Raw genomic sequence first — 25,377 nt, 5'->3', positions numbered from 1 at the left:
GCCAAGAGGATGGGGCGCGACGCGGCAGACCAGGGCTGCGGGCCGCTAGGACGGGCAACACAGGGTCAACATGGCCCTAATGTAGCAGAGGCGGCGCCGGGCGGGGACCGGGGCCAGGCCGGGGCGCGGTGTCCGGGGGCAGGCAGGTCAGGGCGCCCTGCAGGGCAATACTGAAGGCGCGTAGAAGGGGCAGCCCCGCGCGGTGCGGCAGGGTAGCGAGCGCCAGCGGCCGGGCCAGGGGTTCAGGCAGCGGCAGGGCCACCACGCCGCCCGGCTGCGGGGTCAGGGCCAGCCGGGGCATCACGCTGACGCCCAGGCCGTGCGCCACCATGCCCAGAATCACGCTGTCCTCGCCCACCTCGCTGATCTGGTCGGCGCTCAGGCCGCAGCCGCGCAGGTAGGCCATCACGCGGCGGTGGCAGGAGTTCAGGCCGCCGGGCAGCAGCAGCGGGCCCTGGGCCAGTTCGGCCGGGGCCACCGGGTGCGTGCCGCGCGAGGCCGGGGCCACGAACAAGTATTCATCCACGATCAGCGGGGTCAGGCGCAGGTCCGGGCTGTGCTCACCGATCACGATGGCGGCGTCGGCCTGCCCGCTGCGCACCAGGGCCTCGCCGCCGCCCTCGGTTTCGCCGTCCAGTAGCTGTACACGCACGCCCGGGTGGGCCGTGCGGAAGGCCGCCAGCGCCGGCGGCAGCAGGTGGGTGGCGGTGGAGCGAAACGACGCCACCCGTACGGTCCCCGACAGCGCCCCGCCCTCCTGCGCGGCGTGCAGCGCGTCCTCGGCGGCCTGCAGGCTCAGGCGGGCGTAAGCCAGCAGCCGCTCGCCCGCTGGGGTGGGCACCGCGCCGCCCCGGCCCCGGCGCAGCAGGGGCCGCGCGGTCAGCGCCTCCAGCTTGGCCACCGCCTCGCTCAGCGACGACTGCGACGCACCCGTCCTGGCCGCCGCTTCACTGAAGCCGCCAGCCTCGGCCACGGCCAGCAGGGCCCGCAACTGGGCCAGGGTGGGCAGCACCGGCGCACGCTCGAACGACATGCCCCAGTGTAGACCCCGCGCCGCCCACCGCTGGATCGGGTTTCCCGATGGGCGGGGCCGTGCGCCCGCGCGCCTGCCGATGGTCAAAGGTGCAGGCGCGGGCGCACGCTGGGCCCAGAGGTGATGTTGATGACGGCTGCCCCGCGTCCCCCCCGTGTTGTTCTCCCCCTGTCTCAGGCGGTCCCCCTGCTGGCGGCGCCCCCCGCCGCGCGGCCTGTATACGTGCTAGAGGTGCTGGCCCCAGACGGCGCCGTGCCCACTGTGCCCGGCTGGACCCTGCGGGCGTGGCCGGTGGCCCGCCTGGGCGACCTGACGCTGCAGGCCGTGCCCCAGGGCCACGAGGACCGCCCAGCCGACCTGCGCCGGGTCCTTCAGGACGCAGGCCTGACCCCGCTGGGCCCCGTGCGCCGCCACGCGGGGTAGGGGCCTGCCCGAGTAGGGCGTCCCTCCACGCGGAACGCCTGGGCAGTGCCGTCGGGGCTGAAGAACGGGGAAAAAGGGCCCCTGCACCCCAAAAAGCGTCTTCAGGTCTTCGTGATTCCCCCGGCAGAGGTTCTTGACCCGCCCATCACAAGGCGGCACGATACTGGCCGCATGACGAACGGCCTGCGTCCCTCCGCGCCCCAGCCCGCGCCCCCTGGCCCGGGTGGCGAGGGCGCGGCGCTGGTCACGGCCCGCTTTCTGCGTATGCTGAGCCTGACCCTGGCACAGCTGGACGCCATGAAAGACGCCAACGCCCGCGCCGAATTCGCCGGCCTGACCCGGCAGGCCCAGGCGCTGGAGGCCGAGACCGACGCCCTGGAACGGGAAATCGAGGACCTGTGCCTCGCCGCCTTTGGGGCCGGGCCCACGGAGCAGGAACTGGCCTTTTTCCTCATGGTGTTCCGCAGCCTGACCAACCTGGAACGGGTGGGCGACTACGCCTTTTCGGTGGCGCGCGACCTGGAAACCTTTGCGCCGCGTGCGCGCAGCGCCACCCTGCAGGACCTGCTGCCCCTGGTGCGCCTGCTGAGCATCATGGTTGAGCGGCTGTCCTACGCCTTTGCCGAGCGCGATCTGAGCGCCGCGCGCGACGTGATGCGCCTGGACTACGAGCAGGTGGACGCCCTGTACGAGCAGATGCAGCGCGCCAGCCTGACCCGCTTGATGGAGCGCCCCGAAGACACCGATGTGGCCCTGACCGCTGGCCGCATGGCCCGCAACCTTGAACGCCTGGGTGACCATCTGGTGAACGTGGCCGAGCGCCTGGAAGTGCTGATCGGCCAAAACGCGGTGCACTGAGAGCGGGGCTGGTTGAAGCGTTTCGGGGACCGTTTCAGGCTGAGCGAAGTGGGTCGGGGGAAAGAGAAGCGGTCCATTGGGGTGTGGTGGGGCGCCTTCCGACCCTGTTCCGAATTGCGCGAAGGAGGCGTGGCCTTTCAAAAGGCGCATTGGTCGCGTCAATGTTCTCGCCTTTTCAATAAGCCCGGTTCAACGGTGATTTCCCCCCGTCCCCTTGAGAGAAGAGGCCGGGCGGGGGTGACACGCAGATCAGCCCCAAAAGCGTTACTTCCTTGAATCATCCTCAAAGACGAAGCGAATGCAGCCCAGCACAGCCGAAGCGAGGGGCGGCTCTTTCCCAGAGCCCCGGCTCTCCAGCTGCCGCGCCCTAAGCCGTTCAGCCTACATTTGCCCGGCCCCAGGCGCACCCTAGACTCTGAAGCTGTGACCACAACCCTGCCCGAGATGCCCCGCTGGCGCACCGACGACCTGTATGCCGGCCTGGACGATGCCGCCCTGACCCGCGACCTGGAGGCCCTGCGCGCCCAGGTGGAGCAGCTGGAAGCACTCTTTGACGCGCAGGGGATTCAGGCCGGCGCCCCGGTGACGGCCAGCGGGCTGGCCCAGGCCCTGGACGGCCTGAACCGCGTGCTGCACGAGGCCGGGCCGCTGCGCGCGTACCTGTACGCCTTTGTCTCCACCGACAGCCGCAACGAGGCGGCGCAGGCGAAAGTGGCGACCCTGACCACCCTGACGCTGCCGCTGGGGCCGCTGCGCTCGCGCCTGACCGCCTGGGTGGGCGGCCTGGACGACGCGGCGCTGGCCGCGCTGCTGGACCAGGACGAGGTGGTGCGCGCCCACGCCCACACCCTGCGCGACGCGGTGCGCGAGGCCCAGTACCAGATGTCCCCCGCCGAGGAAGACCTGGCCGCCCGGCTGCACCCGGCCAGTGGCGGGGGCTGGGGCAAGCTGCACGGCAACGTCAGTTCCACCCTGCGCGGCGAGTTCCGGGGCCAGTCGCTGCCCGTGACCGCCCTGCGCGCCCTGGCCAGCGACCCGGACCCCCAGGTGCGCGAGGACGCCTACCACGCCGAACTGGCCGCCTGGAAAACGCAGGAGGTGGTGTTTGCTGCCTGCATGAACGGGGTTAAGGGCGAGGCGGGCACCCTGGCCGCCCGCCGGGGCTTTGCGGACGCCGTGGCCCCCAGCCTGATGAGCAACGGCATTGACCGGGGCACCCTGGACGCCATGCAGGCGGCGGTGGTGGCCTCGCTGCCGGACTTCCGCCGCTACTTCCGCGCCAAGGCCGCGCGGCTGGGCAAGGCGGCGCTGGACTGGTGGGACCTGTTCGCGCCTGCTGGCCAGAGCGACACCCACTGGACCTACGAGGCGGGCGCCGAGTTCGTGGAGCGCCAGTTCCGGGGCTACAGCGCCGCGCTGGGCGACTTTGCCGCGCAGGCGTTCCGGGAAGACTGGATTGACGCTGGCCCGCGCGACGGCAAGCGCAGCGGGGCCTTTTGCATGCGCTGGCAGGGGGGTGACAGCCGCATCCTGATGAACCACGACCCCAGCCTGGATTCCGTGAGCACCCTGGCCCACGAACTGGGGCACGCCTACCACAACCGTCAGCTGGGCGACCTGCCGCCCCTGCAGCGCGAAACGCCCATGACCCTGGCCGAAACCGCCAGCATCTTCTGCGAGACGATTATTCAGAACGCCGCCCTGCAGACCGCCCAGGGCCAGGAACGCCTATATGTGCTGGAAACCCAGCTGATGGGCCACGCGCAGGTGATCGTGGACATCCACAGCCGCTTTCTGTTCGAGCAGGCCGTGTTCGAGCGCCGCGCGGGTGGCGACCTGAACCCCAGCGACCTGAACGACCTGATGCTCTGGGCGCAGCGCGAAACTTACGGCGACGCCCTGGGCACCCTGCACCCGTACATGTGGGCGGTCAAACCGCACTATTACGGCCGGTCCTTTTACAACTACCCGTACACCTTTGGCCTGCTGTTCGGCCTGGGCCTGTATGCCCAGTACGAGCAGGCCCGCGCGGCTGGGCAGGAAGCCGACTTCCAGGCCCGCTACGACGCCCTGCTGGCGGCCACCGGACAGGCCACGCCGCTGGAACTCGCCGCCCGCTTTGGCATTGACCTGCATGCCCCCGCCTTCTGGGAAGGCAGCCTGAACGTCATCCGCCGCCAGATCGAGGCGTACGAGGGGGTCAGTGGGCAGTAGAAAGTGGGAAGTGGAAAAACCACAACCCACTTCCCACTCACCACTGTCCACCTACCGAATGTTGATGTCCTGATCAAACCATGCCAGCACGCGCTCACTGCCAAAGGGCCACAGGCTGAGCTGGGCGGCGCGGGCGGCCTCCTGCGCGAATTCGGGCAGGGGGCCGTGGCCCTTGGGGGTCACGTTCCAGGCGGGGGCACCTTCGGGCAGCCCGGCCAGTTCGCGGGCGCGGGCCAGTCCGGTGCGCAGGTCGCCCAGTTCGTCCACCAGCCCGCGTTCCAGGGCGTCGCGGCCACTCCAGATGCGGCCCCGGCCCAGTTCGTTCACCCGCTCCTTGTTCAGCTTGCGGCCCTCGGCCACGCGGGTGGTAAAGCGGTCATAGACCTCCACGATGCCCTTTTCCACATGCCCGCGTTCCTCGTCGCTGTAAGGGCGGGCGGCCGAGTACATCAGGGCGCGGTCGCGGCCCACGCGCTCGGGGTTCAGGCCGTGGCGGCGGTTGAATTCCTGCAGCACGGGCTTGCCGCTCACCACGCCAATCGAGCCGGTCAGGGTGTAGGGCGAGGCCACAATTTTCCTGGCGTGCGTGGCCACGTAGTAGCCGCCACTGGCCGCGTACTCGCCCATCACCACCACCACGGGTTTCTCGCTGCGCTGCACCTCGCGCCAGATCAGGTCGCTGGCCAGGGCACTGCCGCCGCCGCTGTTTACGTACAGCACGATGGCCTTCGTGGTCTTGTCCTCCTGGGCGCGCTTGAGGGCCGCGACCACCGTGTCCGAGCCGGCCATGGGTCCGCCCAGCAGCGGCAGGGGCAGGGGGTTGTTGCGGCTCTTGCCCGTAATGATGGTGCCGATCAGGGGTACCACCGCCACCCGGCCGGCCTTCGCTTTGGCCTTGGGGCGGCTGGGCGTCAGCCAGTTCACCACCGCCGCAAAGGGGCGCGAGGCGGGGCCAATCAGTTCATCCTCGTAGGCCACCTTGTCAATCAGGCCGGCCGCCTGGGCACCCTGCGCGCTGGTCAGGTCGGCCGTGAGCCACGCCAGGGCCTGCGCCTCGCTGACCCCGCGTGCCGACGCCAGATCGCTCACCCAGGCGGTTTCCAGGCTGTCCAGGTAAGCCTGCAGCTGTTCGCGGTTGGCCTCGTCCATGTGGTCCTGCGAAAAGCGGGTCAGCGCCGCCTTGTATTCCCGGATGCGCAGGTTCTCGAATTCAATGCCACGTTTTTTCAGGAACTCGCCCAGGAAGGTGCTTTCCAGGCCAAAGCCGCCTAGGTTCACCTCCGCCGATTCGGGGGCCACCAGTTCGCGGGCGCCACTGGCGGCGATCAGCGTGACCATGTTCAGGTGCGGCAGGTAGGCCACCACCCGCTTGTCCTGCGCCAGTTCGTGCAGCAGGCCCCGGATGGCGTGGGCGGCCGTGGGCGACGCCGCGAATTCCCCAAAGCGCACCAGCACGCCGTGCAGCCACGCCGCGCCCCGCAGTTTCTCAATGCGGCCGGCCAGGGCTTCCAGGGTTTCGGTGCGGTTCAGCAGGGCCTGCACCGGGTTGCCGGGCTGGCGCTCCGGGTAGGCGCCGCTCAGGTCCAGCACCACCCAGGTGGGCCGGGTTACCCCACCGGGCAGCGCGTCTTTGGCCTGGGGCAGAAAGGGAATATTGGGCATGGTTCAGGCTACGGCGCCTGCCGCTGAGAAGTTCCCCGCGTCCTCAGGCGCGCGCCCATAACCTGGGCCCGCTGGCCCAGCAACTCGGCGGCCGGGGGCGGCAGCAGGTCGCGGGCGGTGGCCTTCCACAGCGCCAGCCAGCGCGCCAGATGCGCCGCGCGCAGCCCCAGCCCGGCGTGCGCCGTGTTCAGGTTGCCGCGCCAGGGCGGCCCGTGCGCGCCGCTGCCGCCCAGCATCGTGACCCAGAAGGCTGTGACCCTCTCCAGGTGCGCGGGCCAGTCCTGAACCTGCGCGGCGAAGACCGGGCCCAGCAGGTCGTCGGCCTGGGCGCGGCGGTAGAACGCGACCACCACAGCGCGCACGGCGGCTTCCCCGCCCACCGCTTCCAGGGGCGAGGCGGGGCGGCGTGAGGTCCAGCCCGGCAAGGCCGCCAGAAAGTCGGCGCGCACCTGGGGCGGTAACTCCGGCCCGGCCCAGGCGACGGCGCGGTCCAGGCGCCAGTGCAGCGGCACCTGCAGCGGGCCTGGGCCGGCCCAGGCCAGAGCCTGCGCCCCGCGGGGCAGCGCCGACCAGTCCGGGGTGCTGGGGTACACCGTGGCCCCCAGCGCCCGTCCCAGCAGCGCCGCGCCCGTGCCCCAGCCCAGCACGGGCACCCCCGCGCGCAGGGCCCCCGACACCAGCCCCAGCTGGGCCCAGCGCTCTGGACGGCCCTGCACGTCGGCCACTGGCAGGCCGTCGTGGGGAAGCAGCAGCGCGGCGGCCGTGGTCAGGGCCGCTGGGGCAGCGGGCGCTGTGCCCGGCCACCCCGGCAGGGGAGACAGGGTGAGCAGGGGGGCGTCAGGTGAGGGCTGGGTCATCGGGGACCTTGTGGGGGAGAGGCGGACGGTGGGGTAGCCCAGGAGACGCGGCGCGCTGTGTCAGGCGGCGGGCGTTTACAGACTGAAAAGAAATTGGGGAACCGGTGTTCGTGACTGGCCCCCGCGCCACGCTTGGCGCAGCGGCGCCCTTCTGCCCGTATTAATAGCGCAGCGGCGGCCCACCAGGAAGTCGGCCGCCGCTGCGCTGCCGCGCCTCAGTTCAGGGTCTTGACGTAGCTGTACAGGTTGGCGATGTCCGAAGCGGTCAGCTGGTCCTCGCTGAAGCGGGGCATGGCGGCCGAGAGCACGCGCTCCGGGGTCTTGCCTTCGCGCAGGGTGGCCGTGAACTGCTCCAGGCTCCAGTCCTTGACCTTGGCCAGCGAGGGGCCCACCAGGCCCTGGCCCTGGGGGCCGTGGCAGCCCGCGCAGCCCTTGCTGGCATACAGGTCGGCGCCGGCGGTGTTGTCGCCCTGGGGTTCGGCGGCAGCGGCGCGGGTGGCGGGCGGCTCGCCGGTCTGCGCGGCCTCTTCCTGGGCCGGGGGGTTCTTGGCGGTCCCCTCAGTGCTGGCGGCCGGGTCATCGCCGGTGCGCAGGTCGCTGCTCTCGATCACCGCGCCGTTGGGGCCGGTCTGGGTGCCGCCGTCGTTGTCGTCGCGCACGTTCCCCAGGGCCCCGCCCGCGCCGGCCGGACCGGTCGCGGCTTCCTGGGGGCTGGGCGCTTCCTCGCTGCCCCGGGTGCCGATGTTCTGACCTTCCCCGGTGGCGCCCTTGGCCTCGGTGCCGCCGGCCTGCGCGCCGCCTTCCTTGGCCTCGCCTTCTTTGCTGTGGCTTTCTTCGTGGTGCGGCGTGGTCGCAATGCGGTACCCCGCGATAGAGCCGCCCAGCGTCAAGGCCAGCAGCAGCGTCATGGTGACGGCGAACGTGTTCTTCATGCCCCCGAGCCTACCACACGGTCAGGGGGCGTTTGCCCGTGCCAGTGCGCATTTCGTTGTCTTTTGCTGCGCCGCGCGGGCGGCGTGCCCGGCCCCGGCGCACCCAGACCCCCTAGACTCGGCGCATGCGCCTGGCCAGCCTGACCTGCAGCAACACCGACATTCTTCATGCCCTGGGGGCCACGGGGGCGCTGGTGGCGGTGGACAGCCACAGCGACGCGCCGGGCCTGGACCACGCCGCCCGCCTGGGCCCGGACCTGAACATTGACGTGCCCGCGCTGGTGGCCGCCCGCCCGGATCTGGTGCTGGCCAGCCTGAGCGTGCCCGGCATGGAGCGGGTGGTGGCCGAGGTGGAGGCGGCGGGCCTGAACATGGCCGTGCTGGACCCCACCACCCTGGACCAGACCCTGGAGAGCATCAGGCAGGTGGGGGCCCTGATTGGCCGCGCGCCGCAGGGCGAGGCCCTGGCCCAGGCCCTGGACGCCGACCTGACGGCGCTGCACCGCGAGACCGAACGCCCGGTGCGCGTGGTGGTGGAGTGGTGGCCCCGGCCCATCATCGCCGCCACCCGCGAGTCGTGGGTGACCGAACTGCTGGCCCGGCTGGGGGCGGTGAACGCCCTGGGTGACCTGGACGGCCGCAGCCGCCCCCTGACGCTGGAGCAGGTGCGCGAGGCCCGCCCCGACCTGATCGTGTGTTCGTGGTGCGGCGTGAAAAAACTGCGCCCCGAGGTGATCGAAGCGCGCGGCCTGGGCGCGGCGGTGGTGGCGATTCCCGAAAGTGGCCTGGGCCGCCCGGGGCCCCGCTTGATTGAGGGGGCGCGGCAACTGCGCGCGGCGATAGATGGGCTGGGTGTGGGGGGTGGGACGTAGGAAAAGAGAGGGTGCGGTTGGCAGGCGGCGGGGCGCGGGGAGGCGGTACGACGGAACTTCAGGTGCGCTGATGGCACGGCGGGAAGCGGACCCGGGAAAATCCAGGGCTGGGGCGGTGGAGAAGCGTCCCTGCGCTCGTCGTGGTCGGCACTGGAAGCAGGGGAAGCCTGAATCAGCCTCGCTTCCGAACCGTGTTCAGGTGAGGCGAGCAGGCCATAAGGGAAACGTCGTGTAGGCCGCTGACCCTATTCACCCCCCACCAGCGGCTCACCTGAAGTTCCGCCTTACCTCTGCCCCGCACCCCGCCGCCCGCCACCCGCGCCCCCTCTTTTTCCACGCCCTACACCCCCCTGTCCAGCACCGCCCGCAGCCCCGCCAAACAGTCGGCGCGGTACTGGGCGAGGTCCGGCGCGGGGTCGGCCAGGAAGCGCACGCTCAGGCCCTCCACGATGGCGCGCAGCAAGCGAGCGCGGGCCTCGGCGCCGTGCTCGCCGGCCAGCCGCGCCAGTTCCAGATCGGCGGCCAGCGATTCGCGCAGGGCGGCGCGCTGCACGGCCATCAGTTCGGGGTCGCGGGTGGCGGCGGCCAGAAAGTCCAGCGACACGGTGTAAAAGCGCCGGGTGTTCTCAATACCGTAAAACTGGTTGTCCACGTAGGCGCGCAGCTTGGCTTCCGGGGTCTGGGCCTGGCGCACGGCGCGGCGGGTGGCCACGGCGATGGTGCGCGAAAAGCGGCGCATGACGGCCGCCAGCAGCCCCGCGCGGCTGCCGAAGTGGTACACCAGCGTGCCCCGGCTGACCCCGGCGTGCGCGGCGATGTCGGCCAGCGTCACCCCGGCGTAACCGCGCTCGTAGATCGCCAGATACGCCGCGCGTTCCAGGGCGGCGCGGCGCAGGCGGTCCTGAATGGGGTTGACCTTTCGCGCCATAGGCGCCCAGCATCCCGGCTGCCGGGGGGGCGCGTCAACTGCGCGCCCGGCGCGCTGTCACCGGTGTCCCAGCGCCAGCAGGCCCACCACCGCCGTGACCAGCAGCGCCGCCAGTCCCATGCCCAGCGAGGCCGCCGCGCCCGTCTGCTCGCCTTCCTCACGCGCCCGCGCGGTCCCGATGCCGTGGGCCACCGCGCCAATGGCCAGCCCACGCGCCAGTGGATGACGCACGCCCAGCCGGGTCAGCACCGGGGGCAGCAGCAGCGCGCCCAGCAGCCCCGACAGCACCGCCAGAGTGGCCGCCAGCGCGGGCGGCGCGTGCGTCAGCGGGGCCAGTTGCAGCGCCACCGGACTGGTGGCCGGGGCAGTTTGCAGGGCGCGGGTGGCGTCGGGGGACAGGTGCAGGGCCCGCGCCAGCAGGGCGTTGACGGCCAGCGCCACTCCGGTGCCTGCGGCCCCGCCCAGCACCAGCGCCCGCCACTGCCGGGCCAGCAGCGCCCGGTGCCGGTACAGGGGAACGGCCAGCGCCACCACCGCCGGGGCCAGCAGGCTGGTGAGGGGGCGGGCGGCCTCTGCGTAGCTGCTGTACGGGGTGCCGGACAGCAGCAGCGCCCCGGCCACCGCCAGGGTGGCGATCAGGGTGGGATTGGCCAGCGGCGTCCGCTTGCGCGCCTGCGCCCACACGCCCAGTGCAAAGGCCAGCAGGGTCAGGGCCAGCCACCCCACCGCGTTACGCCCCGGGGCGCAGCAGCCGTCCGGCCAGCAGGCCGGCCGCGCCCGCGCCCAGCAGCAGCGCCGCCGTCAGGGTCAGCAGCCACAGGCCCCAGGCGGCCCCGGCACCCAGAAACTGCACCGCGCCGGCGGTGGCGGGCACAAACAGCAGGCCCAGCACCCCCAGCAGGCCATCGGCGGCGGGCTCGATCCAGGCCAGCTTCACCACACCCAGGCCCAGGGCCGCCCACAGCAGCGCCAGCCCCACCACAGCGCCCGGCAGGGGCCACTGCAGCGCGCCCACCAGGGCCTGTCCGGCCGCCGCAAAGCCCAGCAGCACGCCCAGGCCCAGCACAAAACGCACGGCGGGCGGCAGGGGCGGGGCGCTCATCTCAGGCGCTGGCCTGCCCACTCAGGCGCGCGAGCATGCCGCGCACCACCTGTTTGGCGTGGCGGGCCACCTGGGGCATGAATTCGCGGTAATCCACCTCGGCGCTCTGGTCGGCGGTGTCGCTGACTGAACGGATCACCACGAACGGCACCTCGGCCTTGGCGCACACCTGGGCCACGGCGGCGCCTTCCATCTCGGCGCAGGCGGCGCCAAAGGCGGTCCACAGGCGCTGCACGTCCTCGCGCGCGGCAATGAACTGGTCGCCGCTGGCCACGCGGCCTTCCATGACCTGCACGCCCGGCACCTCGGCCGCCGCTTCCACGGCCACCGCGCGCAGAATGGGGTCGGCGGCCCAGCTGGGGCTCTCGCCCGGCACCGTGCCCAGCGGGTAATTCAGGGCGGTGACGTCCACGTCGTGCTGCACGCAGTCGGTGCTCACCACGATGTCGCCCACGCGCAGGTCCGGGTGCAGCGCGCCCGCCACGCCGGTAAAGATCACCCGGGTGGCGCCCTGCCCCAGCAGGTAGGTGGTGGTCATGGCCGCGTTCACCTTGCCGATCCCGCCGCGCGTGAGCAGCACCGGCACCCCCTCCAGCGCGCCCCGGTGCAGGGTCACGCCCGGAAAGGTCAGGTCCTCACGCGCCTGCAGGTCCGCAAGCAAGACCTCGATTTCTTCGTCCATTGCGCCAATGATCGCCAGCATGGCGCCCAGCATAGCGGGGGCGGGGGGCGCGCGCAGGGCTCTCACGCGCGGGGGCGTATGCTCGGCGCTATGACGGACGCCCGCCGCCCAGAGGCCCCCAACCCGCGCGACACGCTGGACACGGCGGCCCTGCGCCACCCCGATTCCTTCAAGTGGACCCTGTACCCCGAAGACGTGATTCCGCTGTGGATCGCCGATATGGATTACCCGGTGGCCCCGCCCATCGTGGCGGCGTTGCAGGCCCGGCTGGCCCACGGCCTGGGCTACGCGCAGCTGCAGGGCGACCCGGCACTGAAAACGGCCCTGAGCGCCAAGCTGGCGGCGCAGGGCCTGGGTGGGCTGCCGCCCGAGGGCATCACTTTTCTGCCCGGCGTGGTGCCCGGCATCTACGCGGCCGTGCACGCCCTGACCAGCCCCGGCGAACTGGTGGTGACCATGACGCCGGTGTACCACCCCTTTCACCTCGCCATTACCGACCAGGGGCGGCGGGTGGCCGGCGTGCCCCTACGCGACACCGAAGGCGGCTACGAGATCAACTGGGCGGCGCTGGACGCGGCCTCGCGCGGCGCGCGGCTGCTGCTGCTGTGCCACCCCCACAACCCCACCGGGCGCGTGTGGACCGCCGACGAACTGCGCCGCCTGCGCGACCTTGCGCTGGCCCGCGACCTGTTCGTGATGAGCGACGAACTGCACGCCGACCTGCGCTTTACAGATGAACCCTTTGAAGCCTTTGCCGCCGATCCCCGCGTGCAGAGCCGCACCCTGACCCTGACCGGGCCCTGCAAGGCCTACAACACCGCCGGACTGGGCATTGGCGCCATGATCAGCCACAACGCCGGGCTGGTGGGGCGTGTGCGGGCGGCGGCGGGCGGCCTGATGGGCCACGAGAGTGCCCTGAGCGTGACCATGTGGCGCGCGGCCCTGCAGGAGGGCGGCCCCTGGCTACAGGAGACCCTGGCGTACCTGCGCGGCAACCGCGACCTGCTGCTGGCCTACGTGCGCGAGCACTGGCCCTGGGCGCGCGTGCATGCGCCCCAGGCCACCTACCTGGCGTGGCTGGACCTGCGCGCCCATCCCCGCGCCGGGGACATGCAGGCCTTCTTGCTGGAGGAAGCGAAGGTGGCGGTGCACGACGGCCCGGTCTTTGCCCACGAGGCCCACAAGCCGCAGTATCAGGGCTTTATCCGCCTGAATTTCGCCACCAGCCGCGAGCTGCTGCGCGAAGCGTTAGAGCGGATGACGAGGGCTTTTGAGCAAAGCAGTCAGTAGAGAGTGGGCAGTGGGAAGGTCCACTGCCCACTGCCTACTCCCCACTTCCCATTTCCTGCGTCAATTCCCGCAGCGCCTCAATCAGGGGGCGGAGCCGCTCGCGGCGCACCTTGAGGGCCGCGCGGTTCACGATCAGGCGGGCGGTGGAGTGAAACAGCACGTCCACCTCTTCGAGGTTGTTGGCGCGCAGGGTGCTGCCAGTCTGCACGAGGTCCACCACCGCGTCCGCTAGGCCCGTGAGGCAGGCCAGCTCAATGTTGCCGCTCAGCTTGACAATCTCGGCGGGGATGCCCTGGGCGTTCAGGTAGGCGCGGGCGGCGCGGGGGTACTTGGTGCCCACCCGGGCAATCTCGCCCGCCGCCCCCACCTCGCGGATCAGGGACAGGCGGCAGCCGGCAAAGTGCAGGTCCACGGGCTCGTACACCGCCCGGCCAGACTCGATCAGCACGTCCTTGCCCACAATGCCGGCGTCGGCCACGCCCAGGTCCACGTAGGTGGGCACGTCCTGGTTGCGCAGTTCCAGCACCGTCACGCCGGGGAACTCGTGGCGCAGGGCGCGGGATTTCTCGGGCACCGTGAGGGGCAGCCCCGCGCGGGCCAGCAGCGACACCGCCTCGTCCAGAATGCGGCCCTTGGGCAGGGCCAGGGTCAGGTGCCCCTGGCCGTGGGTGGGGGGCGGGGTCATGCGTCCACCGCCGTGAACTCGGCGCCGCCAGGGCCGCTGCCCACCATGCGCTGGATGCCGCGCGCTGCGCAGAAGGCCTGCAGTTGCGCGCGGTTCTCGGTCCAGGCCAGCTCGGCGTGCAGGCCCTGGGCGCGGGCGGCCTCGGCGGCCGGCAGGTCCAGGGCCAGCACCACCTCGGGCTCCGGGGGCAGCATGGGGGCCAGGGCGCGCATCAGGCGTTCCAGGCCCAGGGCAAACCCCGCGCCAGGCAGGGACCCGGCCCCGCCCCCCAGGGCGTAGCGCCCGCCGCCCAGCACCGGCTGGTTCAGGCCGGCGGCGTAGGCGCGGAAGGTCAGCCCGGTGTAGTAGTCGTAGCGGCGGCTGACCCCCAGGTCAAACAGGAGGGGCCCCGCGTACAGGCGGGCCACGGCGCGCAGGTGGGCCACCGCCTCGTGGGCCCGCTCGCCCTGCGCCAGGGCCTGTGCGGTGTCCAGCACCTCGGGGCCGCCGTACAGATCGGTCAGGGCGTGCAGGGTGCGCCGGGTGTCTGTGCCCAGGCCAAAGCGGTCGCACAGCAGGTCCACATCGGCGCCGCTTTTGCGGTCCACGGCGTCGTGCAGCGCGGCGCGGGCGGGGCCGTGCAGGCCGGCGTCTTCCAGCACCGCGTCCACGAAACCGGGGTAGCCCACCTCCAACTGCGCGCTGACCCCCACGGCGCCCAGGGCGGCGGCGGCCAGATGCAGCAGTTCGGCGTCGGCGGCGGGGGTCTCCACGCCAATCAGTTCCACGCCCAGCTGGTTGAATTCGCGCAGGCGGCCCAGTTCGCTGCTCAGGGCGCGCAGCCACAGCCGCCCGCTGTACTGCAGCCGCAGCGGAAAGGGCCCCTGCGGAAAGCGGGCGCGCACCAGCCGGCCCACGGCCGTGGTGAATTCACTGCGCAGCGCCAGCACCTGCCCGCCCGAATCAATCAGCTTGAAGGCCAGCGCGTCCTGGGGATGCTGCGGGCTGGCGTATTCCAGGGCCGGGACCTCCACGCCCCGGTAGCCCCAGCGGCCAAAACACGCCGACAGCTGGGCACGAATCGCCTCGCGCTGGGCCCATTCCGGGGGCAGCACGTCGCGTGTGCCCTCGGGAATAGACGCCGACAGGCGCGCGGGGTCAGGAGCAAAAGCGGCACTCACGCCGGGCATTGTAGGGCGGGGGAGGAGAGGGGGGAGGGTTGATGGTTGATGGTAGACCGGTGATGGAGGTGGAGCGGGCGCCGAGTTGCCGGGAGAGAAGTGCAGGTGCAGGCGCCTTAGCGCCTTCCTGACCCCAATGGCCTCTCCACGCCCTTCCCCTCCCTCCACCATCAACCATTCCCCATCCACCCCCTATACTGCCCCCCGTATGCGCGCCATCGCCCTTGCCCTGCTGGGCGCCCTCACGCTCTCCCTGGCCAGTTGCGCCCGCACGACCGACACCTTCAAGCCCCGCATCAGCGTGACGGCGGGCGAGGGCGGCGTGGGGCGCAGCCCCAGTTTTCTGATTCAGGGCTACGCGCTTGACGACGTGGGGGTCACGCAGATCACGGTGGACGGCAAGCCCATTCCCATCCAGCCGGGCAGCCACAAGATCGCGCGCTTTCAGTTTCAGGCGGTGCTGAGCACGCCCACAGGCAAGTACACCATCGCCGCGCGGGACGCGGCGGGCAACGAGTCCAGCCTGGTGCTGCCCGTGAGCGTGGACCCGACCCGGCCCGCCATCAAGGTCACGCGCTTTGAGCGCAGCGGCAACGTGATCCGGGTCTCTGGGGTGGCCACCGACAACGTGCGCGTGGCGCAGGTCACCGTGGACGGCAACCGCCTGAACATCACCCCGGGCCCCCGCGTGGAGTTCTACGCCGAAACCACTGGCATCTGGGCCGACATCCTGGTGACCGACACAGCGGGCAATCGCACGGCCCTGCGGGCGCGCTGAGGGCTGTGGGGGCAGGGCCCCAAATGCCCCCGCGCCATGCTCTAGGCTGGGGCCCATGGACCTCACCAGCGTGATTCTGTCGGCCTCGTATCTGGGGCTGCTGGCCATCGTATTTGCGGAAACGGGGCTGCTGGTGGGGTTTTTTCTGCCGGGCGACAGCCTGCTGATCGCCGCCGGGCTGCTGGCCGCCAGCGGCAAGCTGAGCCTGGGCGGGGTGATGGCGGCCGTGGTGGTGGGCGCCATTGCCGGGTGCGTGGCGGGATACGCCATCGGGCGGCGCTTTGGGCCCGCCGTGTTCGCCCGCCCGGATGCCCGGCTGTTCCGCCCCGAATACGTGACCCAGGCCGAGCAGTTTTTTGCCCGCTACGGCGCCCTGGCGGTGATCAGTGCGCGCTTTGTGCCCGTGGTGCGCACGCTGGTGCCCACCCTGGCCGGGGTCAGTCGCATGCCCTTTGGGCGCTTTACCGTGTACAACGTGGCCGGCGCGCTGCTGTGGGGCGTGGGCGTGCCGGCCCTGGCCTACTGGCTGGGCGCGCTGGTGCCGCACCTGGACCGTTACATCCTGCTGATTGTGGGCGCCGCGCTGGTGCTGAGCGTGGTGCCGGTGGCCCTGAAACTGCTCGCCAGCCGGCGCACCCCCCCAAGCGCGTTCTGAAGCACCTTCGCCCGCCGCAGGCTGCTCTAGCCTGCGCCAGATGCCGCGCCCGCCCCAGCCCTTCGCTGTTCCAGACCACCTGCCCGAGGTCACGCGCCGGCTGGTGGCCGAATACCTGCCCGGCGCTGAGCCGGGGCCGCGCACCCGCCCCGGCGCGCTGCTGGACGCGCTCATCCGGACCATCCTGGGCCAGCAGAACACCCGGGACGCCGCCGACCGGCAGTTCCGCGCCCTGAAAGCCGCCTACCCGCGCTGGGAGGCCGCGCTGCTGGACGGCCCGGACGGTCTGGAGGCCACCCTGAAGGCAGCGGGCGGCGGTCTGCACCGCGCCAAGGCGGCGCATCTGTATGGCCTGCTGAGCGCCCTGGCCGAGCAGGCCGGCGACGAGGACCACCCCCTGGGCCTGGAGGGGCTGGCCGCCCTGGACGACGAGGACACCCGCGCCGCGCTGGAGGGACTGCCCGGGGTGGGGCGCCACACGGCCAACCTGACGCTGCTTTTTGACCTGCACCGCGCCGCCATGCCGGTCGAAGGCCATCTGGACCGGCTGGCCCGGCGCCTGGGCTGGGTGCCCGACGGCTGGACCCCCGCCCGGGTCGCGCGCTGGTACGACGCCGTAACCCAGCGCACCCACGGGGCCCGCTGGGCGCTGCATGTGGCGGGCGTGCGCCACGGCCGCGCCACCTGCACCCCGCGCCACCCGCGCTGTGGCCGCTGCGTGCTGGCCGACCTGTGCCCCTCGGCCGCTATCCTCGGGGCATGACGGTGAGTTCTGAACATCGGCCCTCGCTGGCCCGGGAACAGGCGGTGGCCGAGGGGCTGGCGCGCGAGGCCGGCGCCCTGCTGCGCACGCACCTGCGCGCCGGCTTCACGGTGGAGCACAAGACCAGCCCCGACGATCCCGTGACCGCCGCCGACCGCGAGGCCTCGGTGCTGATTCTGCGCGGGCTGGCGCAGTCGTTTCCGGGCGACGGCCTGCTCTCTGAAGAAGAGGCCGACAGCCCCGCCCGGCTGGCCCGTGAGCGGGTGTGGATCGTGGACCCCATTGACGGCACCCGGGAATTCGCGTCTGGCAGCCCCGACTACTGCGTGAGCATTGGGCTGGCGGTGGGCGGCGAGCCGGTGCTGGGCGTGGTGTACGCCCCGGCCACCGACGAACTGTTCAGCGGGGTGGTGGGCGAGGGCGTGACCCTGAACGGGGAAGCCGTGCCCCCGCCCGCCCCAGGCCCAGACTGGCGGGTGGCCGTCTCTGACAGTGAATATGGCCGCGAACTGCACGCCGTGCCGCTGCCCGGCATGGCGCCCAGCGGCAGCATCGCCCTGAAGCTGGCCCGTATCGCGGCGGCGCAGGCCGACGCCACCTTTTCCATGTCGCCGCGCAGCGAGTGGGATCTGGCGGCCGGGCACGCCCTGCTGCGCGCCGCTGGGGGCGAACTGCGCCGCCGCGATGGCCGCCCCATTGCCTACAACCAGCCGCGCCCGCACCTTGAACAGGGCCTGATCGCCGGGCACCCGGCGGCGCTGGCGTGGCTGGACGCCGCCCTGGCCGAACACCGCGTGCCGCTGGCCCACCTGGGCCTGACCCCGGCCGACCCCGCGTGGGCGGTGCTGCCGCCCGAGGATCAGGCAGCGCTTTCGGCGCACCCGGGCGTAAGCGTGCGCCACGCGGGCGGGCGGCCCCTGGCCCTGCTGGTGGTGGACCCCCAGACCCGGCAGGTGCAGCGCGCCGAGGGCGACGCCTTTCACCTGGAGCGCCTGACCCGCGACGTGACCCGGGCGCTGGGGCCCCTGCAGGCCGGCGGGGCTGGCGCCGGCGCAGGTGACGCTGGGGCATGATTCAGCCGCCTCCCCAACGGATTCGCGTGACCCTGAAGCCGGTGCTGGACTTCACGGCGGCCGAGTGGCGCACCCTGCACACTTTTTTTCGCAGCCGCGAACTGGCCGATTGGAACGACGCCCGCCCCATTCGCATGCCGGGCTGGTTGTTCCGCCGCGTCATGCGGGAAGAGGAGCGCACCGGCGAGCGCGCGGGTTTTGGCGTGCTGGACGAGCGCGGCCAGCTGATCGGGAGCGCCGAACTGTACGACCTGCGCCCGCCGCCCCCCCTGACCCCCACGGCCGCCACCCTGGGCGTAATGATCGGCCGGCCCGAACTGTGGGGCCAGGGCTACGGCCGCGCAGCGGTGGGCGCGCTGCTGACCTGGGCCTTTCAGGAACGAGACGCGCCCCTGAGCCGCGTGCGCCTGACCACCTTTGCCCACAATCGCCGCGCGCAGCGGGCCTTTGCAGCCTGTGGCTTCCGTGAGGTGGGCCGCACCGCCCGCGCCGGCCGCACCGACGTGCATATGGAACTCACGCGCGCGCAGTGGCTGGCCGCCCAGGAGGCCAGCGCCCAAAACGCGGCAGAATAGACCCCATGCGCGTTCTTGTTCCCGATGTGCCGGAATTCCGTGCCCTGGCCGCCCACGACGAGGGCAGCGTGCCCGGGGTCACCTTCGGTTTTTACAGCCGCACAGAGGTGCCGGATGGGCCCGCCGACGGCGTGGTGCTGTGGCTGGTGGGCCCGGACCAGCGCCGGCAGCTACTGGGCACCCCGGGCCTGAACTGGGTCCTGACCCTCACGGCGGGCATTGAGCATGTGCAGGGCCACCTGCCCGAGGGGGCCACGCTGTACAACGCCAGCCGCCTGCATGACCGCGCGGTGGCCGCGCATGTGCTGGCCGGCATGCTGGCGGCCTCGCGCGGGCTGCACCTGTTCCGCGACGCCCAGGCGCGGCACCAGTGGGCCTCGCCCGCGCTGCCGCAGACCGCCCGCCTGAGCACCCTGGAGGGGCAGCAGGTGGTGCTGTGGGGCCACGGGCACATTGGGCGGCAACTGGAGGCCCTGCTCTCGCCGCACGGCGCGCAGGTGAGCGGCATTCGCAGCGGCACCTCGGCCACCGAGCGCGCCGAACTGCTGGCGGCGGCCGACTGGGTGGTGGTGCTGCTGCCGGGCACCGAGGAGACACGCGGGATCGTGAACGCGCAGACCCTGGCCGCCCTGAAGCCCGGCGCGTGGCTGTGCAACGTGGGCCGGGGGCCCCTGATCGTGACCGACGATCTGGTGGGCGCCCTGCAGAGCGGGCACCTGGGCGGCGCCGTGCTGGACGTGACCGACCCCGAACCCCTGCCCGCCGATCATGTGCTCTGGACCCTCCCCAACGTGATCCTGACCCCGCACATCGCCAGCACCACGGCCGATCTGGTGGCGCGCGGCGCCGAACTGGCGCGCAATTTCCTGATTGATCTGCAGCAGGGTGTGGAGCCCGAAGGGCGGGTTGAGGTGGGGGGACTGTACTGATGCGAACCGTTCTACGCCTCCCGCTCCTGCTCTGCCTGAGCACCCTCACCGCCTTTCCCAGCCAGGCTACCCCCTCCTCACCGCAGGCCAGGGCCGCCGCGCTCGGCGTTCAGACAGGCCAGACCTGGCGCGTCCAGTGGACGACTAGCAAAGCCAGTGCAGTCACCGTGCGCGTCCCGCCCTTCACGACCGGGGACGAGCGCATGCAATTTTTCGAGTGGAGCGCCACCCTGAAAAAGAAGAACGCCGTGACCTTCGAGGGACGTCTCGGAAGCGTGTTCTTCAGCACTCAGACCGCAGGCCGCAGCGAGGACCTGCTGTACGACGTCAACACCTTGATCGTCACCTTCGTTCCCTTCAGTGGTGCCGAACCGTTCGCATGTTACTTGCGGGTGACAGAGAAGATCCTGCCTGGACAGACCCGCACCGGCGTGACCAGCCAGAACCGCCCGGAGCAGATCGCAACGGCCCAGCTGGAAGGCGAGCCCGGTCAGCTGAAGACCTGCAACGTCACGCGCCTGAAAGGATAAGGATTTCGGCTGGATTGGAGCTGCGGTGAATCCCGACCGGGTTCGTAGAGCTGCGCCAGCAGGGGGAGCAGGAGACAAGGTGATGGAGAGGGGTGAAAGCACCGAAGGGGGCAAAGGGGGTTATCCGGAATCTGTCTGATCCGGAGTCCACCTGTTCCGCCAACATATCGAAAAAGAGCCACTGTGTCGGCGCCACGCCCGACAGCCCGTGCTCCTCTTGCTCGCTTTGCGAAGCAGCTCTGTGAGTCCGTTCGTATGATCTGGAAAGCCGATCAGCTCAGGTTGACGGCAAGCCGCTTTCTTGGCACGGGCCTCAGCGGGGGCAGCTCGCGCACATGGTCTTCAATCAGGCCGCCGCCCAGCAGGCGGGGCCCGTCGTACAGCACCGCGCTCTGGCCGGGCGCCACGGCAAACTGCGGCTCGGCGAAGGCCAGCTCAAAGCCGTGTTCGTCGGCGTGCACCACGCGGGCCTTGACCGGCGCGGTGCGGTAGCGCACCTGCACGTCCAGCTCGGTCGGTAGGGCAGACAGGTCCAGCAGGTAGTTGGCACTGCCAGCCCGCAGCCCGGTCCACAGGCAGTCCTCGTAATTGCCCACCCAGACGGTATTGGTGGCCGTGTCCAAGTGAACCACGTGGCGCACCCGGTGGCTCTGGTACAGGCCCAGGCCCTTCTTCTGGCCCAGGGTGTAAAACTGCGTGCCCAGGTGCTCGCCCACCACCTCGCCCGTGGCGATCTCGCGGATGAAGCCGCTGGCCTGCGGCAGGTGCTCGGCCACAAAGTCCTGCACCTTGCCCGGCACGAAGCAGATGTTCTGGCTTTCGGGCTTGCGGGCGGTCAGCAGGCCGCGCGCCTCGGCAATGGCGCGCACCTGCGGCTTTTCCAGTTCGCCCACCGGAAACAGGATGTAGGGCAGGGCCTCGCGCGGGGTGCCCCACAGGAAATAGGTCTGGTCCTTGCGGGGGTCGTCGCCCCGGTGAAACTGCACCTCGCCCGCCGCCGTTTCCACGCGCTTGACGTAATGCCCGGTGGCCACGTAGCGGCAGCCCAGCATCTTGGCCTTTTTCACCAGTTCGTCGAACTTAACCTTGGTGTTGCAGTTCACGCAGGGGTTCGGCGTGCGGCCCCGCGCGTATTCATCCAGAAACGGGCCCACGATGTGCCGCTGAAACTGCTCGCGGTAGTCCAGCAGGTAAAAGGGCACGCCCACCTGCTCGGCCACCCGTCGGGCCTCGTAGGCAGCGTCGGGCGAGCAGCAGGTGTCGAAGGTGTCCACGCGCTTGTCGTCGGGCCAGAAGCGCATCATGGCGCCCACCACCTGATAGCCCTGATCCTTGAGCAGCGCGGCCGTCACGCTGCTGTCCACCCCGCCGGACATGGCGCACAGCACACGTTCCCCGCTGCCGGCAGCAGGGGCGGGGACGGGCGGGGACAGGGGCACAGGCGCGCTCATACAGCCGGGCAGCTTAACAGAGTGGGCTGTGCGCGGCGGTGAGGCGCGCGGCAATTGCGCAGTAGGCTTGGATGGATGCGTCTGCCCGTTCTTCCGGCTCTGCTGCTGGCCTCGGCCGCTCTGGGGGCGCCTCTAAGCGCCTATGGCAATGCCCGCTTCAACTACTGGGTTGACATTCCACAGGGCCTCATTGCCCAGCGCCCACCCGACAACGGCGACGGTCAGAGCTGGCAAAGTGCCGATGGTCAGGTCAAGCTGAGCGTGTGGGGCAGCCACGCGCCCGGGGTGCTGGAGCAGGCGAGTCCTGGCGCCTGGATGGCCTGGACCGCCCGGTTCTGGGCCGAGAGCGGCGCCCGGGTGACCTACCGCCGCCTGCTGCCGTCCGGGTTTGTGCTCAGCGGCTTCCAGGCCGATGGCCGCATCTTCTACGAGAAGGTCCTGGTGCGCGGCGGCGATGAAGCGGGCGTGCTCACCGTGTATCCGGTGGCCCGGCGGGCGGTCTGGGACCGCATGACGGCCCAGGTGGCCGGCAGCCTGCGCTGGGGGCAGCGGTAGGCGCCCAGCGCAGGGCCCCACCTGGGGGCAGCCCCGCGTCAGGGGGCCTGGGGCGGCAGCGGCGCCGGGGTCAGGTCCTGCACCTCGTCGATCCGCACCTCGCGGGGGCGCCAGAGCAGGTTGATCTCCAAGGCCTGTTCCTCGCCGCCGTGCAGGGTGACGTCAACCGGCGCTGGCAGTGCCTGGCCCACCAGCAGGGCTTCGGCGTCGGGGCACAGGCGCAGGGTATAGGTCCCGGGCAGCAGTCCCACAAAGCGGAATGACCCGTCGGGGTTAGGGCTCACGGTGACGGGCGACTGCCCTGGTGCCGTCAGCTCAAAGCTGAGCCGGGTCAGGGCCGGAACCTCGTCAGCCAGGGCCTCGCGCACCCCGGGTTCACTGGACCGTTCGGGCAGCTGCACCTGAATGCGGCCGCTCAGGGTGGCGGTCTGTAGCCCACGCACCTCCAGCCGCCTTGTTTCCTGGGCCCGCAGGTCCAGCAGCAGCGGCAGGGTCGGTTCCAGCTGCGTGCCTGGGGGCAGTGTGCCGCCCAGCAGGCTCAGGGCCACGGTGCCGGCCGGCAGGGCCTCGAACACAAAGCGGCCCTGGGCATCGGTCTCGGCCGCCAGGTCGCCTGCGCGCAGCAGCAGCCCCGGCGCGCCTGCGCCGCCCGGCAGCAGAATGCGGCCCTCAAGGCGGGCCAGGTCGGTGCGCCGCTGCACTGGCAGGTCCAGGGCCAGATTCACCGACGCCCGCACCTCCGCACGCCAGCGGGTGTCCTGGCGCGACACCTTGGCACTGAGCGTGGATGTGGCGCGGTCCGGGGGCGTGTGGGTGGCGCTCAGCTCGGCGCTGAATTGCCCGGCCATCAGGTTGGTGCTGGCCACACTGACGCTGTAGGCGCTTTGCGCGCTGGCCCGGTAATCGGCGCGCAGCCCACCCGAGAGTGTGGTTTGCCCGCTGCGCAGGTCGTGGCTCACCCCCACCGTGGGCAGCAGTTGCAAACTGCCCTGCCGGCGCGTGGCGCTGAGCTGGTAGGCCAGTTGTGCTCCGGCACTGGCACTGGGCGCCGTCCAGGTGATCTGGTGGCGCAGCGGCGTGTCCTGCCAGGTGTGGCCCAGGGCGCCGGAAACGCTCTGGGTGGTGGGGGTAGACAGGTAATTCAGGTCCACCTGCCCAAAGGCGCGCCGCACCGAGGCCGATGCGCTCAGGCGCGGGGTCAACACCTCGCCGCCCTGCGCCCCCACCTGCAGGCCCAGTGTGAGGGCCGGGCTGGGGCGCAGGGTCAGGCTGGCCGCCACCGAGCGGGTGGGGGTCGCCGCGCCCTTCCAGCCTGCGGTGGCCCCCGCATACTGCAGGTTCAGGTCGGCTGCCGGTGTCTGGTAGCTGCCCTGCGCCTGGGCCGCAGCGGTGCCGGTGGTCAGGTTCAGGGCCACCGCCCCCGTGACCCCCGCAGTGCCGGGCCCCAGTGGGCCGCGCAGCTCTCCGCCCAGGCCAGCTGTCACCGCGCTGCCGGTGCGGTCCAGGTTCAGCCCCAGCTGCCCCTGGGGGCCCTGAAAGGTCAGGGTGCCGCCCACGCTGGGCTGCGCCTGCCGCTGCCCCGCATAGGCCCCCACGGTCAGGGGGCCCAGGCGCCGCGTGCCGGCGATCCCCAGCATCTCGCCCGCAAACAGGGGATTGGCCTGGGGGGTCAGCTGCCCGGCGCTCCAGGACAGATCGGGGCGGCGGTAGGCCACCCGGAAAGCAGTGCGGCTGGCCAGCAGGTCCAGGATGCCCGGGTCGCCCTGAACCGGCGCGCCCTGCCCACTGACCGTGAAGTCCAGCTGCCCGGGCGCGCTGGTCCCGGTGCCCAGGGTCACCCGGAGGGGAAAGACGTGGTACAGCTCCTCCACGGACGGCTGGCGCCGCACCCGGTCGGTGGCGACCCGGCTGGTGGCGCCCGGGCCCTGCCCCTGCACCTGCAGCGTGACCTGCAGCCGTCGCGCGCGCCCACTGAGGGGCACCTGCACCTGTGCCTGTACCTCGGCGGCCTCGCCCGGGGCGAGGCGCAGGCTGCTGCGGCTCAGGGTGACCTGTACACCCTCGCCCTGCGCTGACAGGCGCAACACCTGCGGCACGTTGCCGCTGTTGGTCACCCGCCACGTCACGTCGTAGCTGGAACTGGCGCTGGCATCTGGGGCGCTGAGCACCGTGACTTCCAGCCGGGGCTGGGCAGGGACGTTCAGCCGCACCGCCGCCGAGCCCTGCAGCGTGGCGACCTGGAGGTTCAGCTCGCCGGCCGGCAGCTGTGCGGGCGGCAACAGGGTCAGCAACTCCACGCGGCGCTCACCGGGCGCCAGCGCATAGTCCAGGTCGCCGGCCAGCAGCGACCATCCAGGGGGCAGGTCCAGGCGCAGGGTGCCGCGTTCGACCTCAGCCGAGGGATTGTCCAGTGTCAGCGCAAAGGTCAGCGGCGTGCGCGCCTCGGCGGTCAGCGGGGCTGGTGGGGGCGTCACGGTGACCGCCTGGGCCCCCACACCCAGCAGCAACCCCAGCAGCACCAGCGCGCGCCCGGTCATTCAGTTCACCGTGAAGGCGTACCGCGCGCCCACCAGTTCTGCGTTCTTGTCGTCGGCCAGCACCAGAATCTGGTACTTACCAGCGGGCAGACCCGTGATGGCATAGGTTTCGAGCACACTCATGCCGGGGTACACGCGGCGGGGGCGGCCCGCGATCTTCTGCACCAGTTTGCCGCTGGCGTCGTAGATCTCGGCCCGGGTGGTGGGCACGGCCAGGCGCGTGCCTGTATTGCTCAGGGTGACATTCAGCTGCATGCCGCTCCCCGAGCGGCCCAGCTGGGGGTCCTGGAACTTCAGCTGGCTCTGGCCACCGGGCACCTGCACGACCACCTGCACGGCATACCGGGTGACCTGCTGCAGGCTCAGGCTGTTGGGCCGGGTGGGGGCCGCTGCGCCACTGCCGGTCACCGGGGTCACGAACACCACACCCCAGTGGCTGCCTGGGGCGGCATTCCGGGGCACCTGAATGCGGTAGGGCACGGTCACCTTGCCCTTTGCGGGCACCGTGACCAGCGTGCTGGAAAATTTGATCCAGTCCGTGTTGCTGCGCTCCAGGGCGCCGGGTTTCAGGTAAGCCGTGCCCGCCTTGGCGTCCGACCGCACGTCGCCCAGCGAGAGCTGGGTCTGCACCGGGGCGGCGCCCGTATTGCTCAGGGTCAGTGAGCCCTCCAGCGTGGTGTTGGGGCTGGCGGTGTGCTCGACCACCAGGGGGCTGGTGACCTGCACCTGCGCCCGGGCGGCGCCCAGGCTGATTAAGGTGGCCAGAACAGCAAGCTTCTTCATGCCAGAACCTCAAGAAAACCGGGGAAAGTGCCGGTGGCCCCTTTCCCCGC

Annotated in this window: 26 protein-coding genes; 13 read left to right on the top strand and 13 right to left on the bottom strand. The window is 71.5% G+C overall.

All coding sequences use genetic code 11. From position 1 onward, the window contains the following. Positions 1 to 76: 76 nt before the first annotated feature. Positions 77 to 1,033, bottom strand: a complete 957-nt coding sequence (locus K7W41_RS13430; protein WP_224609439.1) for a LysR family transcriptional regulator — start codon at positions 1,031 to 1,033, stop codon at positions 77 to 79. A gap of 129 nt (positions 1,034 to 1,162) precedes the next feature. On the opposite strand from K7W41_RS13430, the gene K7W41_RS13425 reads away from it, so the two are divergent. The 3 genes from K7W41_RS13425 (at position 1,163) to K7W41_RS13415 (ending at position 4,528) form a co-directional block, all read left to right on the top strand. Further along, complete coding sequence (locus K7W41_RS13425; protein WP_224609438.1) at positions 1,163 to 1,456, top strand: hypothetical protein; 294 nt, start codon at positions 1,163 to 1,165, stop codon at positions 1,454 to 1,456. Between the two features lie 264 nt (positions 1,457 to 1,720). Then, positions 1,721 to 2,314, top strand: coding sequence for a phosphate signaling complex PhoU family protein (locus K7W41_RS13420; protein ID WP_224609682.1), 594 nt, complete (start codon positions 1,721 to 1,723; stop codon positions 2,312 to 2,314). A 444-nt stretch (positions 2,315 to 2,758) separates the two neighbouring features. Then, positions 2,759 to 4,528 carry a M3 family oligoendopeptidase gene (locus K7W41_RS13415; protein ID WP_224609681.1) on the top strand — a complete coding sequence of 590 codons (1,770 nt, stop codon included), beginning with the start codon at positions 2,759 to 2,761 and terminating at the stop codon, positions 4,526 to 4,528. A gap of 51 nt (positions 4,529 to 4,579) precedes the next feature. Here the strand turns inward: K7W41_RS13415 and K7W41_RS13410 are convergent, their stop codons facing one another. The 3 genes from K7W41_RS13410 to K7W41_RS13400 form a co-directional block, all read right to left on the bottom strand. Further along, entirely contained in the window at positions 4,580 to 6,190 is a 1,611-nt protein-coding gene (locus K7W41_RS13410) for a S49 family peptidase (RefSeq protein WP_224609434.1), read from the bottom strand. A gap of 8 nt (positions 6,191 to 6,198) precedes the next feature. After that, positions 6,199 to 7,047, bottom strand: a complete 849-nt coding sequence (locus K7W41_RS13405) for a group III truncated hemoglobin (protein WP_224609432.1) — start codon at positions 7,045 to 7,047, stop codon at positions 6,199 to 6,201. A 215-nt stretch (positions 7,048 to 7,262) separates the two neighbouring features. Beyond that, complete coding sequence (locus K7W41_RS13400) at positions 7,263 to 7,979, bottom strand: c-type cytochrome (RefSeq protein ID WP_224609429.1); 717 nt, start codon at positions 7,977 to 7,979, stop codon at positions 7,263 to 7,265. A gap of 125 nt (positions 7,980 to 8,104) precedes the next feature. Here K7W41_RS13400 and K7W41_RS13395 point away from each other — a divergent pair, with 125 nt between their 5' ends. Then, positions 8,105 to 8,851: a cobalamin-binding protein gene (locus K7W41_RS13395; RefSeq protein WP_224609426.1), complete on the top strand. Its 747-nt coding sequence runs from the start codon at positions 8,105 to 8,107 to the stop codon at positions 8,849 to 8,851. 340 nt (positions 8,852 to 9,191) lie between these two features. Here the strand turns inward: K7W41_RS13395 and K7W41_RS13390 are convergent, their stop codons facing one another. From K7W41_RS13390 to K7W41_RS13375, 4 genes are read right to left on the bottom strand one after another with little or no spacing between them, the layout of a single operon-like run. After that, on the bottom strand, positions 9,192 to 9,779 hold the full coding sequence (locus K7W41_RS13390) for a TetR/AcrR family transcriptional regulator (protein ID WP_224609423.1): 588 nt from the start codon (positions 9,777 to 9,779) through the stop codon (positions 9,192 to 9,194). A gap of 57 nt (positions 9,780 to 9,836) precedes the next feature. Next, positions 9,837 to 10,505, bottom strand: coding sequence for an LrgB family protein (locus K7W41_RS13385; protein WP_224609420.1), 669 nt, complete (start codon positions 10,503 to 10,505; stop codon positions 9,837 to 9,839). Between the two features lie 4 nt (positions 10,506 to 10,509). Next, the gene (locus tag K7W41_RS13380) at positions 10,510 to 10,881 is read right to left on the bottom strand and encodes a CidA/LrgA family protein (RefSeq protein ID WP_224609417.1); all 372 of its coding nucleotides are present in this window, start codon (positions 10,879 to 10,881) and stop codon (positions 10,510 to 10,512) included. A 1-nt stretch (position 10,882) separates the two neighbouring features. Beyond that, entirely contained in the window at positions 10,883 to 11,584 is a 702-nt protein-coding gene (locus tag K7W41_RS13375) for a 5'-methylthioadenosine/adenosylhomocysteine nucleosidase (protein WP_224609414.1), read from the bottom strand. A 69-nt stretch (positions 11,585 to 11,653) separates the two neighbouring features. On the opposite strand from K7W41_RS13375, the gene K7W41_RS13370 reads away from it, so the two are divergent. Next, positions 11,654 to 12,853 (top strand): MalY/PatB family protein, encoded by a 1,200-nt coding sequence (locus tag K7W41_RS13370; RefSeq protein ID WP_224609411.1) that lies wholly within the window; start codon positions 11,654 to 11,656, stop codon positions 12,851 to 12,853. Positions 12,854 to 12,887: 34 nt separating this feature from the next. Here K7W41_RS13370 and hisG read toward each other — a convergent pair whose 3' ends face one another. Together hisG and hisZ are read right to left on the bottom strand one after the other, a co-directional pair. Continuing rightward, positions 12,888 to 13,538: an ATP phosphoribosyltransferase gene (gene hisG, locus K7W41_RS13365; RefSeq protein ID WP_224609409.1), complete on the bottom strand. Its 651-nt coding sequence runs from the start codon at positions 13,536 to 13,538 to the stop codon at positions 12,888 to 12,890. Beyond that, positions 13,535 to 14,707, bottom strand: a complete 1,173-nt coding sequence (hisZ, locus tag K7W41_RS13360; RefSeq protein WP_224609406.1) for an ATP phosphoribosyltransferase regulatory subunit — start codon at positions 14,705 to 14,707, stop codon at positions 13,535 to 13,537. Before hisZ ends, hisG begins: the two co-directional genes overlap by 4 nt. Positions 14,708 to 14,906: 199 nt before the next feature. On the opposite strand from hisZ, the gene K7W41_RS13355 reads away from it, so the two are divergent. The 7 genes from K7W41_RS13355 to K7W41_RS13325 all read left to right on the top strand — a co-directional run bounded on the left by K7W41_RS13355 (position 14,907) and on the right by K7W41_RS13325 (position 20,001). Continuing rightward, complete coding sequence (locus K7W41_RS13355) at positions 14,907 to 15,476, top strand: hypothetical protein (protein ID WP_224609403.1); 570 nt, start codon at positions 14,907 to 14,909, stop codon at positions 15,474 to 15,476. A gap of 55 nt (positions 15,477 to 15,531) precedes the next feature. Further along, the gene (locus K7W41_RS13350; protein WP_224609398.1) at positions 15,532 to 16,131 is read left to right on the top strand and encodes a DedA family protein; all 600 of its coding nucleotides are present in this window, start codon (positions 15,532 to 15,534) and stop codon (positions 16,129 to 16,131) included. A 40-nt stretch (positions 16,132 to 16,171) separates the two neighbouring features. Then, positions 16,172 to 16,894 (top strand): endonuclease III domain-containing protein, encoded by a 723-nt coding sequence (locus K7W41_RS13345; protein WP_224609395.1) that lies wholly within the window; start codon positions 16,172 to 16,174, stop codon positions 16,892 to 16,894. Continuing rightward, the gene (locus K7W41_RS13340; RefSeq protein WP_224609394.1) at positions 16,891 to 17,967 is read left to right on the top strand and encodes a 3'(2'),5'-bisphosphate nucleotidase CysQ; all 1,077 of its coding nucleotides are present in this window, start codon (positions 16,891 to 16,893) and stop codon (positions 17,965 to 17,967) included. The genes K7W41_RS13345 and K7W41_RS13340 overlap by 4 nt, the downstream gene beginning before the upstream one ends. Beyond that, complete coding sequence (locus K7W41_RS13335; RefSeq protein ID WP_224609390.1) at positions 17,964 to 18,542, top strand: GNAT family N-acetyltransferase; 579 nt, start codon at positions 17,964 to 17,966, stop codon at positions 18,540 to 18,542. The genes K7W41_RS13340 and K7W41_RS13335 overlap by 4 nt, the downstream gene beginning before the upstream one ends. Before the next feature lie 5 nt (positions 18,543 to 18,547). Then, positions 18,548 to 19,471, top strand: coding sequence for an NAD(P)-dependent oxidoreductase (locus tag K7W41_RS13330; protein WP_224609387.1), 924 nt, complete (start codon positions 18,548 to 18,550; stop codon positions 19,469 to 19,471). 167 nt (positions 19,472 to 19,638) lie between these two features. Continuing rightward, entirely contained in the window at positions 19,639 to 20,001 is a 363-nt protein-coding gene (locus tag K7W41_RS13325) for a hypothetical protein (RefSeq protein ID WP_224609386.1), read from the top strand. A 272-nt stretch (positions 20,002 to 20,273) separates the two neighbouring features. On the opposite strand, the gene mnmA is transcribed toward K7W41_RS13325, so the two are convergent. Further along, the gene (gene mnmA / locus K7W41_RS13320) at positions 20,274 to 21,452 is read right to left on the bottom strand and encodes a tRNA 2-thiouridine(34) synthase MnmA (RefSeq protein ID WP_224609383.1); all 1,179 of its coding nucleotides are present in this window, start codon (positions 21,450 to 21,452) and stop codon (positions 20,274 to 20,276) included. Positions 21,453 to 21,527: 75 nt separating this feature from the next. Between mnmA and K7W41_RS13315 the strand changes: the two genes are divergently transcribed. Then, entirely contained in the window at positions 21,528 to 22,007 is a 480-nt protein-coding gene (locus K7W41_RS13315; protein ID WP_224609380.1) for a hypothetical protein, read from the top strand. A gap of 38 nt (positions 22,008 to 22,045) precedes the next feature. On the opposite strand, the gene K7W41_RS13310 is transcribed toward K7W41_RS13315, so the two are convergent. Further along, a complete protein-coding gene (locus tag K7W41_RS13310) occupies positions 22,046 to 24,544 on the bottom strand; it encodes a hypothetical protein (RefSeq protein WP_224609377.1) in 2,499 nt (832 codons plus the stop codon). Beyond that, the gene (locus K7W41_RS13305; protein WP_224609374.1) at positions 24,545 to 25,327 is read right to left on the bottom strand and encodes a hypothetical protein; all 783 of its coding nucleotides are present in this window, start codon (positions 25,325 to 25,327) and stop codon (positions 24,545 to 24,547) included. Positions 25,328 to 25,377 lie beyond the last annotated feature (50 nt).

Source organism: Deinococcus multiflagellatus (genome assembly GCF_020166415.1).
GTDB classification, from domain to species: Bacteria; Deinococcota; Deinococci; order Deinococcales; family Deinococcaceae; genus Deinococcus; species Deinococcus multiflagellatus.
This window is presented reverse-complemented; position numbering and strand designations above follow the sequence as displayed.